The following is a 13,497-nucleotide window of genomic DNA, read 5'->3' as shown; positions in this document are numbered from 1 at the left end:
GCGCTCCGGCGGACAAAGTCCGTAAGTGCCTCACCCCCGGACCCTGTTATACGGGGGACGCACAGATGGGGGGGGCAGCCCCTAGAGACCTTTGGCGCCTTTCCGTCTCTGGAAAGGCACCCGCCGGAAGTATGACAGGCTGTCAAAATTTTTCCAAGGCCCATCGGAGATACGGCAGGCGATCACATGGCGCCGCCTCTACAGCCTTATCAAATATCATATAGTTAAATAATTTTAAGCACTAATAATGCACTAAAAATAAATTTACAATAAGTTCAAAAGATATGCTTTGATTATTAAATCAGAAAGCAGGCAAAGCATATGGCTGATAAAACCCATTTAAGCATCCGAATGGATGAAAAGCTACATGACAAGTTCAGATATGTAGCCGGAGCAGAGGGCCGTTCTATGAGTGGTCAGATTTTGTATCTGATCCAAAAATGTGTTCGTGACTTTGAAAAAGAGCATGGCCCTATCCCTGAGGACGAGCTGAAGTGAGGGTGGGCGAGGCACTGCTGGACCTGCTCTTTCCGCCCAAATGCCCCTTTTGCCAGCGGCTGCTGCATGACCCACGGGCTCCCCTGTGTCCCAACTGCCAGGCCAGCCTGCCGTGGCTGACTGGAAGGGCGGGGGAGCGGCGGGTGGACTTCACCCAGGGCTGCTGGTCTCCGCTGGCCTACCAGGCCCAAGTGCGGGAGGCGGTCCAACGATATAAGTTTGCCCCGGCTCCGGCCTATGGCCGGCCCTTTGGCCTGCTGATGGCCCAGTGTGCCAGGGACCAGGGAGTGGAGGCGGAGCTGGTGACCTGGGCGCCCCTGTCCAAAAAGCGGCGGCGCAAGCGGGGCTTTGACCAGGGGGAACTGCTGGCCCGGACCGTGGGGGAATGCTTGGCGCTCCCTGTGCTCCCTCTGCTGGAAAAGAGCCGACATACAGTCCCTCAGTCCAGTCTGCCCGATGGAGCGGCCCGTAGGGCTAACGCCCTGGGGGCCTATTCTCTGCTGCCGGGCAGGAGAATAGAGGGCGGGCGGGTGCTGCTGGTGGACGACGTGGTTACCTCCGGCGCCACCCTGAGCGAGTGTGCCCGTCTGCTGTGCCAAGGGGGTGCCAAGCAGGTCCTGTGCCTGACTTTAGCCCAGGCGGGAGAGGGTGGGGATAAATTAGAAAATAATAGAAATAATGGTTGAAAAGCCGGCGATCAGCCGTTATAATGATAGACGGCGGCAAATAGGTTTTGCCGATTTGGCTATACTATAATTGACAAAATAACTTGGCCCTGGCTGGCGGTCCGGGCCAGTGATGAATCAAGATAAGGTGGACGAAACTATGGGGCTATTTAGCAAAGATATCGGTATCGATCTGGGTACCGCTTCTGTTTTGGTATACATCAAGGGCAAGGGGGTCGTCCTGCGGGAGCCCTCTGTGGTGGCCATGGATAAGAACACCGGCAAACTGCTGAAGGTGGGTACCGAGGCCCAGGCCATGCTGGGCCGCACCCCCGGCAATATCGTGGCCATGCGTCCCCTGCGGGAGGGCGTCATCTCCGACTATGACATGACCGAGCGGATGCTCAAGGAGTTTATTAAGAAGGTGACCACCTTCTCCCTGTTTAAGCCCCGCCTGCTCATCTGCGTGCCCTCCGGCATCACCGAGGTGGAGGAGCGCGCCGTTGTGGACGCGGGCATCCAGGCTGGTGCCCGCAGAGCCTACCTCATTGAGGAGCCTGTGGCCGCCGCCATCGGCGCGGGTATCGACATCACCAAGCCTGACGGCCACATGGTGGTGGACATCGGCGGCGGCACCGCCGACATCGCCGTCATCTCCCTGGGCGGCGTGGTGGAGTCCGCCTCCATCAAAATCGCCGGTGACAAATTCGATGAGGCGGTTGTCAAGTATATCCGCAAGAAGCACAATGTCCTTATCGGAGACCGCACCGCCGAGGAACTGAAAATGACCATCGGCTGTGTCTTTCCCCGCCCGGAGGAGGTCACCATGGAGATCAAGGGGCGCTGCCTGATGACTGGTCTGCCCCGTGTATTCTCCGTGTCCTCCAGCGAGATGATCGACGCCTTTGAGGAGGTGTCCAGCCGCATCCTGGAGGCCATCCACGGTGTGCTGGAGCGCACGCCCCCGGAGCTGGTGGCCGATATCTCCACCAACGGCATCGTCATGACCGGCGGCGGCTCCCTGCTGTGGGGCTTTGACAAGCTGGTGGAATCCCATACCGGCATCGAGACCCATGTGGCCGACGACGCCATCTCCTGTGTGGCCCACGGCACTGGCAAGAGCCTGGACAGCCTGGACCAGATGCAGGATGGCACCATGAACCTGTCCCGCCGCAAGCAGATGAACTATTGATGAGAATGAGTGTCCCCGGCCAGACTGGGCTGGCCGGGGATTTTCTAACTCTTTTTTAGGCGGAGGAAGAGGACCGCACACGCCAGAGCGGTGGCCAACTCGGCGGCGGGCAGCGCCAGCCACAGTCCACATACGCCCCAGAGGGCGGACAGGAGCAGGGCGGCCGGCACCACCAGGAACAGGCCCCGGAGCAGAGAGAGAAGCTGGGCGGGCAGGGCCTGCTGGGTGGCGGCGAAGTAGGTGGCGGCCATGATGTTGACGCCGGCCAGAGGGGCGGACAAGAAATAGAGCCGCAGTCCCTCCACCGCGGTGGCGGCCAGCACGGGGTCCCCCTCGCTGTTAAAGAGGGCAGCCACCTCCGGGGCGAACAGGGCCAGCAGGATATAGATGACCCCGGCCATCGCCAGGCAGACGGTCAGGCCGTATCCCAGGACACGCCGGGCCAGGTCCGGCCTGCCCTGGCCGTGGGACCGGCTGATGAGGGGCTGGGCCCCCTGCGCCACCCCGGTAAAGACGGCAATGACCACCAGGGCCAGGTTGGCCACGATGCCGTAGGCCGCCACCCCCACGTTGCCCAGCAGGGACAGCATAAGGGTATTGAACACCAGCATGACGATGCCGGAGGACAGCTCGTTGACCAGGGAGGGGAAGCCCAGAGAGCAGGTGGCTCGGGCGGTTTTCCAATGGAGCCGGGTCCGAACCAGGTGGAAGCCGTTTCGACGGCGGAGCCGGTGGAGCAGCAGGATGGCCATACTGATGACAGGGGCGATCCCCGTGGCCAGCACAGCGCCGAAGATTCCCATATCCAGGGGGAAGATGAACAGATAGTCCAACAGGACATTGGACAGGCTGCCCACCAGCATGGCTAGGGAGGCCAGCTGAGGCGCCCCGTCGTTCCGGACGAAGGCGAGGAGGGTGTGGTTCAGGATAAAGGCAGGGGAGAACAGGAGAATGACCTTTAGGTAGGTATGGGTCATGGCAAAGACCTGCTGATCCGCGCCCAGGAGAAGGGTCAGGGGACGGGAGAGGAACAGTCCGGAGGCCACATAGACCAGAGCGGCCGCCAGGGCCAGAAATAAGGTGTTGGTGAAGATGGCGCCCGCCTGCTCTCCACCGTCCCGCCCCCGGTGGACGGCGTATTGGATGGCGCCGCCCATTCCCAGCATCATGCCGGTGCCCATCACCAGACTGACGATGGGCAGGGCCAGATTCAGGGCGGCCAGGCCCTGGGTGCCCAGCCCCCTGGAGACGAAGAAGGTGTCGGCCAGGATATAGCAGGACAGCCCGACCATCCCGGCTACGTTCAGGGCGGCGTAGCGGAGAAAATCAGAAAAAAGTTCGGTGGTTTTCATCAGGTACCTCCTAAGACCGGCCCGGCGGGGGGCACGAAAAAAGCGCCAGCCCCTTCTATCTTCAACGGCCTAACGATAGAAGGTCTGACGCTTACACTCTTCCCCGGCGGCAAGAGCAAAGTTAGATATCAGTGTGCTATGATACCAGATGGGAGGCCCTGTGTCAAGAGCCGGGGCCCGCTGCCCTTACAGCTCGCTTTTTGGGGAAAATTGTGTTATACTGAAACTCCCAGAACGGGAGAGACACCCCTCGGGGATTCTGTGACGAAGAGAGGCGCTGAGTATGGAGAATGTGCAAGAAGTCCTGTCAAACGTCGCCGGCACCTTGAACCTAAAGACCTTGTCCTGGGATGCGGCGCTCCGGGTGGTAGTGTTGGTCCTGGTGGGTATGGCGGTCATCCGTGTCCTGATGAAGCTGGTGGACCGCCTGCTGGAGCGGTCCAAGTCCCTGGCCTCCCTCCACGTGTATATCCGCTCCATGGTCCGTGTTGGGCTGTGGTTCTTGCTGGTGCTGATGGCAGCGGGGTCCCTTGGCATCGACGTGACCTCCATCATCGCCCTGCTGAGTGTGGCCGGACTGGCTGTCTCCCTGGCCCTGCAAAACACTCTGTCCAACCTGGCGGGAGGGATCATGCTGCTGGTGACCAAGCCATTTCAGGTGGGGGACTATGTGGAGGCGGACGGAGTCGGCGGGACCATCGCGGCTGTGGATCTGTCCTATACCACCTTTGTCACCGTGGACAATAAGGAGATCTTTGTGCCAAACAGTCAGCTGTCCGCCGCCAAGATCGTCAATTACTCCGCCCTGGGCCGGCGGCGGGTAGAACTGACCGTCAACGCCTCCTACGACGCGCCTACACAGACGGTCAAAGAGGCTATCCAAGAGGTGCTGGACGCCATTCCCCAGATACAGCCTGATCCCGCCCCGGCCATCTGGCTATCTGCCTACCAGTCCAGCAGTATCCAGTATGTGGTCCGGGTATGGACCGCTGCCGGGGATTACTGGGACGTGTACTACGCCATTCAGGAGGGCCTGCGGGAGTCCTTTACCCGCCACGGGATCGAGATGACCTATGACCATCTGAACGTCCATATCCTGGAGCGATGAACGCCGCTTAGGCCAGCCGCACCCCCAGTCCGCGGGGCCTTCAAGGCATAGCCAGCCCGTGGAGAAAGCCGTCCAGCTGGGGCGAGAGGACCTCGCCAGCGATGACGGTGTTTTTATAGATCAGCAGGTTTACCTGTACGCCGGCTTCTCCCGTCGGGTAGTTGGTGATCTCATAGGTATAACGCTTGGCCCGCTTTCCAGCGTACTTTTCCAGGTCAAAGCCCTGGCCGGACTGGAGGGCGAGGTACTCATTATAGCTCTCGTCCATCTCCTTGGGAATGAGCATCTCCTGGGTAGCGATAGGTTCTGGGGATACCTGCCAGCCAAAGTCGGCCAGATAGGCCACCCGGTCCTCGTTCGTCTTGACCCCTTTGGGGTCTGGGACAGAGGGCGAGGCCACCTCCCGGACGGCGGAGGTGCCCAGATTCAGCACCAGGGCGCAGCAGCAGGCCATAGCTGCCAGGGCCACCCCAAAGGCCAGCTTCCGCTTGGGGACCTTCGCGGTCACGATCAACACAGCGCATTTCTCCTTTCGTCGGCTCGTTCTCCCTTCACCATATGCGCCAAGGGACGAGGTTATACCCGAAAGGAGACAATAAGGGGCCCCAGCTTAGGATAGGGGCCTCCAGAGATTCACAGGACGGCTCTAACCGGCTCTGAGAGGCGGCGAGGCCCGGTACAGCCATAGGGGAGGGGAAGGATATGCCGCTGGAACGGCTGGATAAGATACTGGCCTCCACAGGCCGCTGGTCCCGGCGGGAGGTGAAGGACCTGGTCCGCCAGGGCCGGGTACAGGCGGGGGGGATGCCGGCCGCCCGGCCGGAGGACAAGTTCGACCCCGCCCAGGACGAGATATCAGTGGATGGGCAGGTGGTGGACTGCGCCCCCTTCGTCTATGTGCTGATGAACAAGCCGGCTGGTCTGCTGTCCGCCACAGAGGACCGGCGGCAGAGGACGGTGCTGGACCTGCTCCCGGAGCATCTGCGCCGCCGGGGGCTCTTTCCCGTGGGCAGACTGGATAAGGACACAGTGGGCCTGCTGCTGCTCACGGACGACGGCCCGCTGGCCCATGAGTTGCTCTCCCCCAAAAAGCATGTGGACAAGGTATACTACGCCCGGGTGGAAGGGCAGCTGAATGAGGAGGACCGCAAGGCCCTGGCCTCTGGTATGGTTTTGGGGGATGGATCACAGTGCCTGCCCGCCCTGCTGGAGCCCCTGGGGCGGGGGAACGAATGTCGGCTTACCTTGCGGGAGGGGAAGTACCACCAGGTGAAGCGGATGCTGGCCGCGCGAGGTAAACCAGTGGCCTTTCTGCGACGCCTGTCTATGGGCCCACTCTCCCTGGGAGAAGAGCTGAAAGAGGGAGAATGGCGCCTTCTGACGGAGGCGGAAGTGGAGGCATTGCAAAGGATTCGGAGCGGCAGTTGAGCCTTTTGGTCGTTTTTCACAAAAAAATAGAGAAAACCTCTTGCCAAACAGGGGGGGCAGCCGTTATAATAGAAGCAGTGTTCAAAGAGATTTTAGGAGGGATCGATGTGTCAAGCAGGATGTTCCAGAGCGTCGTGCTCCAGATGAAGGACAGTGTCAATCGCACAGTGGGTGTCATCGACGCTGATGGGATGGTGGTCGCTTGCAGCGAATTGACCTGCATCGGAGAGCATTGGTCTGGCGCTGTGGTCGCCGTGAATGGGGCTGACAGCAGCATCGCCTATTTTGAGGGGAAGACCTTTAAGCCTCTCGCGGGCTGGGGAGCCCAGTTCGATTACGCTGCCTTTGTCAAGGGAGAGGACGAACTGGCCGCCTCCCTGTGCGCAATGGCGGTGGTGGCCTTTAACGGCGCAAAGACTTACTACGAGGAGAAGCATGACAAGGCTACCTTTGTCAAAAATATCATCTCAGACAACATTCTGCTGGGGGACATCTATACCCAGGCCAAGGAGCTCCACTTTGTATCTGAGGCGCCCAGGGCCGCTTTCCTGGTTCGCCAGTTGGGGCCTGCCGATGTTACCACCATCGACGTGATCCAGGGCCTGTTCCCCGATAAGCAGACCGACTTTGTCATCTCTATCAACGAGACGGATGTGGCCCTGATTAAGCAGCTGCCTGAGGGGGCCGACGCCAGAGAGCTGCAGAAAATCGCCAAACAGATCGCCACTGCCGTTACCCAGGAACTGGGTATCAAAGTGGTCATCGGCATCGGAACCGTGGTCAATCACATCCGAGATCTGGCCCGCGCCTATAAGGAGGCCGGGGTGGCTATTGACGTGGGTAAGGTCTTTGAGAATGAGAAGACCATTATTAACTATGAAAACCTGGGCATCGGCCGTCTAATCTATCAGCTGCCCACCATCCTGTGCCAGATGTTCCTCCAGGAGGTCTTTAAGAAGAACCCCATTGACGCCCTGGATCAGGAGACTCTGTTGACTATCAACAAGTTCTTCGAGAACAACCTGAACGTGTCTGAAACGGCCCGGAAGCTCTTTGTCCACCGAAATACCCTGGTGTATCGGCTGGAAAAGATTAAGAAGCTTACCGGACTGGACCTGCGGGAATTCGACGACGCTATCACCTTCAAGGTGGCCCTGATGGTCAAAAAATATCTTATTTCCCGGGGCATTGAGTCCTAAGAGAGCTGAGATAAAAAGCCGGGACCGACTTTTGTCGGTCCCGGCTTTTTATCCAATTCTTGCCCCACATGGGGCGGACGAAGAGTTGGGAAAAGACCCTCAAAAAATGCGGGGATAACCAGTCGGACGGGAGAGAAAGAAAGAAGAACTTTACTGATTTTGTCATTTACATAACACAGGATTTGTGGTACACTTTACTTTGATTACAACAGTCAGGGATGGAGATGGCGTTGCTTTTTTCTGTCGACTCTTGACAGGAAAAGGTTACAAGTGTAAACTATGAAGCGCGTCCCAACAAAATAGGCTGTCAAAGGTCTGGTAAAATATCCTCTGGAAAGAGGAGGAGCGGAGATAACATGATACGTCTGATCGATGTACATAAAGAATATGACAATGGAACTAAGGCGCTGAAGGGCGTGAATCTGCGGATTGACGACGGGGAGTTTGTCTTTCTAGTAGGGCCCTCTGGGTCGGGTAAGTCCACGGTAATCAAGCTGATCACGGCGGAGATTGCGGCCACTGAGGGGCGGCTAATGGTCAATGGCTACAATTTGAATAACATCAGTCCACGCCAAGTGCCCTATATGCGCCGGACGCTGGGCATCATCTTTCAGGACTTCCGCCTGATTGAAAAAAAGACAGTCCACGAGAACCTAGCCTTTGCCATGCGGGCCATCGGTGCCTCCAATCGGGAGCTACGGCGGCGTATCCCCTATGTGCTCCAGCTGGTGGGGCTGGAGCAGAAGGCTGACCGCTATCCTGGACAGCTCTCCGGCGGCGAGCAGCAGCGGGTGGCCATCGCCCGGGCGCTGGTCAATAACCCCAGCATGATTATTGCCGACGAGCCCACGGGTAACCTGGACCCCCAGCGATCCCTGGAGATCATGGTGCTGCTGGAGCGCATCAATGAGCTGGGTACTACCGTTTTGGTGGTTACCCATGAGAAAGCGTTGGTCAACCGCTTTGCCAAGCGGGTCGTGGCCATCGAGAACGGACGTATCATCAGCGACGAAACGGGTGGGTACTACAATGGCGAGAAAGTTTGACGCGGGATATTATTTTAGCGAGGGGTTCCACTCCATTTTCACCCACGGCTTCATGTCCTTTGCCGCTGTGTGTATGATCGTGGCCTGTCTGCTGATTATGGGCTCCTTCTCTCTGCTGGCGGTGAACCTGGACCATATGCTGGGTGACCTGGAGGCGGAGAATGAGATGCTGGCCTATATTGACGAGAACTATACGGAGGAGCAGGCTCGGTCCATCCAGCCGGAGATCGAGACACTGCCCAATGTGACAAAAGTCACCTTCGTCAGTCGGGAAGAGGCTCTGGAGGATTACAAAGAGGGACGGGAGAACAACCCCCTGCTGGACGACCTGCCTGACGAGGTGCTGCGGGACCGCTTCCGCATCCATGTGGAGAACCTGGAGCAGATGGAACAGACTGAAGCCGCGGTAGAGCAGGTCACGGGCGTGGCCAACGTTCGAGCGGCAATCGATATTGCCAACGGCTTTGTGCTGGCCCGGAATATCGCCACCGGTGTAGCTGTTGTGCTGATCGGGATTCTGCTGGTGGTGTCCCTGTTTATCATCGCCAATACCATCAAGTTAGCCACCTTCTACCGCCGGGAGGAGATCGCCATCATGAAGATGTGTGGCGCCACCGATGCCTTCATCCAGTGGCCCTTCGTAGTGGAGGGCCTGATCTTAGGCCTGACAGGGGCTCTGCTGGCCTTCTTTGCCCAGTGGGGCATTTACCAGCTGGTGGCAAAATTGATTATCCAGGGCAACGGGTTGTCTCTGGTGACAATGGTCAGCTATACCTCTATGATTCGATACATTCTGGCCATTTTCTGCGGCACCGGAGCCCTGATCGGCGTATGCGGTTCTCTGCTGGCCATCCGGAAATTTTTGCAGGTCTGAGATAGGAGAGAAACTTATGAAGCATCAGAAAAAGCAACGTATCATGATGGGGGTACTGGCCGGTTTTTTGGCCCTGATGATGCTGTTGCCAATCTTGGCTCAGATATTGATTCACTGAGCGGATAGACCTGGGAGGAAATACTGTGAATAAGAGAAAGACTGTATTTCGCCGGGTGGTGACACTGGCGCTAGCGTTGGCTATTCTGCTGCCCCTTACAGGGCCCTATTCGGTGCCTGAGGCGTCGGCCGTTACCCAGGATGAGATCGACGACCTGAAAGAAGATGCCAGCGCCCTGGCAAACCAGAAGAAAGATTTACAGGCCCAGCTGAAGGACGTTCGGGCGGACAAGAACGCCGCCCAGCAGCAGAAGGACCTGATCGAGCGGCAGATCAACGTGATTCAGGAAGAAATAGACAACATGACTGCTCAAATCGAGAAATACGGCCAGCTCATCCAGGAGAAGGAGGTGGAGCTGGCCCAGGCGGAGGCGGACGAGGCGGAGCAGTACGATCTGTTCTGCCGCCGTGTTCGCTATATGGAGGAGGAGGGCGAGGTGTCCTACTGGTCCGTCCTGTTTTCCTCCGCTGACTTCAGCGATTTGCTGGACAACTTCATGATGGTGGAAGAGATCATGGAGTATGATAACAAGGTCATGGACGACCTGATTGCCATCCGGGAGCAGATAGAGGTGGACAAGGCTGAACTGGAGCAGGCCAAAGCCGCCCAGGAGGAAGCCCGCAAGGAGCAGGAGGCCGCCAAGAAGGAGCGGGAGGCCCAGGAGGCAGAAGTAGATAAGCTCATTGGCGAGATCAGCTCCCAGGAGGATCAACTGGAGGCCATGGAGGCAGAGCTGCAAAAGGCCGCCAATGCTCTGGATGCGGAGATCAGAAGAAAAGAGAAGGAGATGGCCGCCCAGATATCTGGTGTGCAGAGCGAGTCCGGCTTCCTGTGGCCCCTGCCTGGGTACACAACGCTGTCGTCCCTCTTCGCCGGACGCATCCACCCCATCACCGGCAAGAGGCACAATCACACGGGCATCGACATCCCAGCGCCCAAAAATACCAAGATTCTGGCCTCCAAGAGTGGTGTGGTCACCACCTCCACCTATAACAGCTCCTACGGCAACTATGTGGTGGTCTCCCACAGCGATGGGACTAGCACCCTCTACGCTCATATGAATAAGCGGGGCGTCAGCGAGGGGCAGACGGTGAAGCAGGGAGATGTGGTGGGCTATGTCGGTACCACCGGTTCCTCCACCGGCAACCACCTACACTTTGAGATCCGGGTCAACGGCACCCGAAAGGACCCGGTCAACTACTTTAAGGATATCCCCCTCTATGTCCGGTCCGGGGGTACCACCAAACGGTTGAACTGACAATAAAAAGCCGCCTCCCGGTATCGGGAAGGCGGCTTTTTAGCGGCGCCGTGGAAAAATGGAAATTTTCCTTGCGCCTGGGGCCCCTATCCTGTATAATACCAACGATAAAATGGGAGGTACAGGGGACTTTATGGTCCTGTGGGAGCCATCCCAGATACGAGGTGGACAAACTATGCTCCTTGCCATAGATATCGGCAATAGCAATATCGTCATCGGAGGTATTCAGGACGACCGCATCGCCTTCGAGGCTCGGATCGCTACCGACCACATCAAAACCTCGGACCAGTATGGGGTGGAGATCAAAAATATCCTATCCCTCTTTGATGTGAAGCCGTCGGACATCGACGACTGCATCATCTCCTCCGTGGTGCCTCCAGTGTTCAACTCCGTACGAACCGGTGTGGTCAAGCTGATCCGCAAACAGCCCATGGTGGTGGGGCCGGGGATCAAGACCGGGCTGAATATCCAGATGGATGCCCCCGCCCAAGTGGGCAGCGACCGCATTGTGATCGCCGTGGCTGCCCTGGCGGAGTACGAACCTCCCCTGACCCTGCTGGACCTGGGCACCGCTACCACCATTGAGGTAGTGGACCGGGGCAATACCTATGTGGGAGGATGTATCATCCCCGGCGTTCGGGTATCTTTGGAGGCGCTGACCTCCCGCACGGCCCAGCTTCCTGGAATCCGGCTGGACCGGCCCAAGAAGGTCATCGGCAAGAACACAGTAGACTGTATGCGCAGCGGCATTATGTACGGCACCGCCGCCATGCTGGACGGGATGCTGGACCGGGTAGAGGAGGAACTGGGCTATTCTACCACCGTGGTGGCCACCGGAGGCATGGCGCAGTTTATCGCCCCCCTGTGCCGCAGAGAGATGACACTAGAGAAGGATCTGCTGCTGAAGGGGTTGAATATCCTCTACAAAAAGAATCTCCAGGAGCGGAGAAAAGGAGAGGAATGAGGTAGAAGGTCCCGACCGATTAAATTCTATGAACCTAGCGATGTGTGGCTGGGAGGGAGGCTTGTGTCAGCCACTGGCATCTCTACCAACGGGGGACCACTGCGAATCCGAAGAGAGCAGGATAAAGCGCCTCCCTTCGTCAAAGTGACGAAGGGAGGCGCTTTTTTACGCGAACAGATCGATAAAGTAATGTTTATTATACTTCTCTGATTGGAAAATATAAATAGCCTTTTCCTGTTGCTGGGTCAGTATAATCGTGAACTGCTCCGACCAGAGAAATGCCCTCCTTATTCATTTGTCCAATGATTTTTTCAAACACCCCCCTATGGTTTTCAGCAACTATATACTCATAACTTGGTATTGTCCATTTTACCCATCCATCAGGTGCTTCTGCGCTATCAACACATTCTACCCCTGCCAGATACAAGCCTTTACGAAAGCCATCTTCCCACGGCTTAAATGAGTGAGAAATATCAGACATAGCACCCCATATTCCCACAATACTCCCATTTGCGTCTCTCTTTGCCAGATGCGCTACCTCACTAAAATTACTATTTGCATCATTCCACAATTTTTGAATAAATCCTTCGCCGTCTAATGTTGAGCCCTCTTTTCCAATGACAACAAATTTTTCCTTTATTACTTTCATCATTCTGTATCTCCTCAGATTCAAAGTTATTGGCAAAACAATTCCATCCTTTGAATATCTGCGATTTTGATTGCCTCGCAACTGATAGGAATGGAGCTATTTTCATAAAATCCATTGCGTACAGAACCATCTTTGAAATATACTCTTACAAACTTGCCATACATATCTGCATATTGCTCATGGAATGCTTAATTTCAGAAATAGATTCGCGTCCAAATAGAGGTTTATCTTTTTGGTTACTTTATCATATTTTCCTGTTTTATTCAATTCATAGTGAAATCGACGGAGTCAGGTCCCATTTGTCCAAAGGGGAATAGGGATGAGAGAGCAGGCCCCTTGACAGATGGGGAGAAATCCCATATAATAGGGCCCAACAAAAGCGATGCGGAAGAGAAGTATCCGGGTAGAACGGTGCAGAGAGGGCGCGGCTGGTGAAAGCGCTCCGGGAACCCCGGTGAAGTGGCTTCCAAGCTCCGCCCCAGAACGGTAGTAAGGGGCGGCGGTCCCCGCCGTTATGGGATCGAGCGCGGGCGCTGTGCCCGAACTCAGGTGGTACCGCGGTTTTTGATCGCCCTGAGCCAACGGCTTGGGGCGTTTTTATATTCCGAAAGGAGCAGAGCTACGCATATGAAGATCACCAATGAGACTGTCTATGACTGGGGAGCTTATGTGGCCATGAACCGCATGGTGACCCGGGCCACCCACAGGGGTCAGAGCATCGCTCTCCGGGTCCTGTTCGCAGCTCTGGCCCTGCTCCTCCTGTTTGCCGCACGCTTCCAGTTTACCGGCATCCTCCAGGTCCTGCTGGCCCTGCTGGGCGCTGTAATTCTGCTGTGGACCCTGTTTTTGAATCAGCTGAGGGCCCTCCTCATGGTGAAGCTCATTATGAAGGGAGTGAAGGTATTCACCAACACCTTTGACCAGGAGGGGTGGACCGTCGCCGGCGTGGGCGGCGGCGAGCAGCGGATGTCTTATGACGACATCGCCTCCATCCTGGAGGGGGACCGCTACTTCATCCTCCTGGAGGACAGCCGCCGGGGCTATATTCTGGACAAGAGGACCTTCGCCAGCGGCGAGCTGGAGCGATTCCGTTCCCTGATCCAGAGCAAAACAAAAAAGACCATTCAGAATGTCTGATTTTAGAAA

General features: G+C 57.0%; 15 protein-coding genes and 1 other annotated feature. Of the genes, 12 read left to right on the top strand and 3 right to left on the bottom strand.

Annotation, left to right across the window (positions count from 1 at the left end; genetic code table 11):
- The first annotated feature begins 321 nt into the window (after nucleotides 1-321).
- From ACEVJK_RS01535 to ACEVJK_RS01525, 3 genes are all read left to right on the top strand, one after another.
- Nucleotides 322-498: an Arc family DNA-binding protein gene (locus ACEVJK_RS01535; RefSeq protein WP_186852689.1), complete on the top strand. Its 177-nt coding sequence runs from the start codon at nucleotides 322-324 to the stop codon at nucleotides 496-498.
- A complete protein-coding gene (locus ACEVJK_RS01530; RefSeq protein WP_374739838.1) occupies nucleotides 495-1,184 on the top strand; it encodes a ComF family protein in 690 nt (229 codons plus the stop codon). Before ACEVJK_RS01535 ends, ACEVJK_RS01530 begins: the two co-directional genes overlap by 4 nt.
- A gap of 112 nt (nucleotides 1,185-1,296) precedes the next feature.
- On the top strand, nucleotides 1,297-2,355 hold the full coding sequence (locus ACEVJK_RS01525) for a rod shape-determining protein (RefSeq protein WP_374740038.1): 1,059 nt from the start codon (nucleotides 1,297-1,299) through the stop codon (nucleotides 2,353-2,355).
- A 44-nt stretch (nucleotides 2,356-2,399) separates the two neighbouring features.
- Here the strand turns inward: ACEVJK_RS01525 and ACEVJK_RS01520 are convergent, their stop codons facing one another.
- Entirely contained in the window at nucleotides 2,400-3,707 is a 1,308-nt protein-coding gene (locus ACEVJK_RS01520) for an MATE family efflux transporter (RefSeq protein ID WP_147570638.1), read from the bottom strand.
- 283 nt (nucleotides 3,708-3,990) lie between these two features.
- Here ACEVJK_RS01520 and ACEVJK_RS01515 point away from each other — a divergent pair, with 283 nt between their 5' ends.
- Nucleotides 3,991-4,815: a mechanosensitive ion channel family protein gene (locus ACEVJK_RS01515; RefSeq protein ID WP_147570637.1), complete on the top strand. Its 825-nt coding sequence runs from the start codon at nucleotides 3,991-3,993 to the stop codon at nucleotides 4,813-4,815.
- 40 nt (nucleotides 4,816-4,855) lie between these two features.
- On the opposite strand, the gene ACEVJK_RS01510 is transcribed toward ACEVJK_RS01515, so the two are convergent.
- Nucleotides 4,856-5,332 (bottom strand): DUF4830 domain-containing protein, encoded by a 477-nt coding sequence (locus tag ACEVJK_RS01510; RefSeq protein WP_262669187.1) that lies wholly within the window; start codon nucleotides 5,330-5,332, stop codon nucleotides 4,856-4,858.
- Nucleotides 5,333-5,517: 185 nt separating this feature from the next.
- Here ACEVJK_RS01510 and ACEVJK_RS01505 point away from each other — a divergent pair, with 185 nt between their 5' ends.
- From ACEVJK_RS01505 to ACEVJK_RS01475, 7 genes are all read left to right on the top strand, one after another.
- The gene (locus ACEVJK_RS01505; RefSeq protein ID WP_262669186.1) at nucleotides 5,518-6,243 is read left to right on the top strand and encodes a pseudouridine synthase; all 726 of its coding nucleotides are present in this window, start codon (nucleotides 5,518-5,520) and stop codon (nucleotides 6,241-6,243) included.
- Nucleotides 6,244-6,350: 107 nt separating this feature from the next.
- Nucleotides 6,351-7,442, top strand: a complete 1,092-nt coding sequence (locus ACEVJK_RS01500; protein ID WP_147570636.1) for a CdaR family transcriptional regulator — start codon at nucleotides 6,351-6,353, stop codon at nucleotides 7,440-7,442.
- A 356-nt stretch (nucleotides 7,443-7,798) separates the two neighbouring features.
- Complete coding sequence (gene ftsE, locus ACEVJK_RS01495) at nucleotides 7,799-8,488, top strand: cell division ATP-binding protein FtsE (protein WP_147570635.1); 690 nt, start codon at nucleotides 7,799-7,801, stop codon at nucleotides 8,486-8,488.
- Entirely contained in the window at nucleotides 8,472-9,362 is an 891-nt protein-coding gene (ftsX, locus tag ACEVJK_RS01490) for a permease-like cell division protein FtsX (protein WP_147570634.1), read from the top strand. Before ftsE ends, ftsX begins: the two co-directional genes overlap by 17 nt.
- A 16-nt stretch (nucleotides 9,363-9,378) precedes the next feature.
- A complete protein-coding gene (locus ACEVJK_RS01485; protein WP_240287150.1) occupies nucleotides 9,379-9,480 on the top strand; it encodes a hypothetical protein in 102 nt (33 codons plus the stop codon).
- A 25-nt stretch (nucleotides 9,481-9,505) separates the two neighbouring features.
- Nucleotides 9,506-10,738 (top strand): murein hydrolase activator EnvC, encoded by a 1,233-nt coding sequence (locus tag ACEVJK_RS01480; protein ID WP_240287152.1) that lies wholly within the window; start codon nucleotides 9,506-9,508, stop codon nucleotides 10,736-10,738.
- A 175-nt stretch (nucleotides 10,739-10,913) separates the two neighbouring features.
- Complete coding sequence (locus tag ACEVJK_RS01475) at nucleotides 10,914-11,702, top strand: type III pantothenate kinase (RefSeq protein ID WP_147570632.1); 789 nt, start codon at nucleotides 10,914-10,916, stop codon at nucleotides 11,700-11,702.
- 196 nt (nucleotides 11,703-11,898) lie between these two features.
- On the opposite strand, the gene ACEVJK_RS01470 is transcribed toward ACEVJK_RS01475, so the two are convergent.
- Entirely contained in the window at nucleotides 11,899-12,354 is a 456-nt protein-coding gene (locus ACEVJK_RS01470) for a GyrI-like domain-containing protein (protein WP_147570631.1), read from the bottom strand.
- Nucleotides 12,355-12,724: 370 nt separating this feature from the next.
- Nucleotides 12,725-12,930: a binding site (T-box leader), on the top strand.
- A gap of 48 nt (nucleotides 12,931-12,978) precedes the next feature.
- Here ACEVJK_RS01470 and ACEVJK_RS01465 point away from each other — a divergent pair.
- Nucleotides 12,979-13,488 carry a YcxB family protein gene (locus ACEVJK_RS01465; protein WP_186852685.1) on the top strand — a complete coding sequence of 170 codons (510 nt, stop codon included), beginning with the start codon at nucleotides 12,979-12,981 and terminating at the stop codon, nucleotides 13,486-13,488.
- The last annotated feature ends 9 nt before the right edge of the window (nucleotides 13,489-13,497 follow it).

The sequence above is a fragment of the Flintibacter sp. P01028 genome (assembly GCF_041925235.1).
GTDB lineage: Bacteria > Bacillota > Clostridia > Oscillospirales > Oscillospiraceae > Lawsonibacter > Lawsonibacter aceti.
Note: the sequence above shows the minus strand (reverse complement) of the source record. Positions and strands in the feature narration are given on the sequence as shown.

Coding starts and splice junctions, on each gene's coding strand:
- ACEVJK_RS01505 (WP_262669186.1), top strand. CDS start 5,518: ATGCCGCTGGAACGGCTGGATAAGATACTGGCCTCCACAGGCCGCTGG.
- ACEVJK_RS01465 (WP_186852685.1), top strand. CDS start 12,979: ATGAAGATCACCAATGAGACTGTCTATGACTGGGGAGCTTATGTGGCC.
- ACEVJK_RS01485 (WP_240287150.1), top strand. CDS start 9,379: ATGAAGCATCAGAAAAAGCAACGTATCATGATGGGGGTACTGGCCGGT.
- ACEVJK_RS01525 (WP_374740038.1), top strand. CDS start 1,297: ATGAATCAAGATAAGGTGGACGAAACTATGGGGCTATTTAGCAAAGAT.
- ACEVJK_RS01520 (WP_147570638.1), bottom strand. CDS start 3,707: ATGAAAACCACCGAACTTTTTTCTGATTTTCTCCGCTACGCCGCCCTG.
- ACEVJK_RS01475 (WP_147570632.1), top strand. CDS start 10,914: ATGCTCCTTGCCATAGATATCGGCAATAGCAATATCGTCATCGGAGGT.
- ACEVJK_RS01515 (WP_147570637.1), top strand. CDS start 3,991: ATGGAGAATGTGCAAGAAGTCCTGTCAAACGTCGCCGGCACCTTGAAC.
- ACEVJK_RS01470 (WP_147570631.1), bottom strand. CDS start 12,354: ATGATGAAAGTAATAAAGGAAAAATTTGTTGTCATTGGAAAAGAGGGC.
- ftsX (WP_147570634.1), top strand. CDS start 8,472: ATGGCGAGAAAGTTTGACGCGGGATATTATTTTAGCGAGGGGTTCCAC.
- ACEVJK_RS01535 (WP_186852689.1), top strand. CDS start 322: ATGGCTGATAAAACCCATTTAAGCATCCGAATGGATGAAAAGCTACAT.
- ftsE (WP_147570635.1), top strand. CDS start 7,799: ATGATACGTCTGATCGATGTACATAAAGAATATGACAATGGAACTAAG.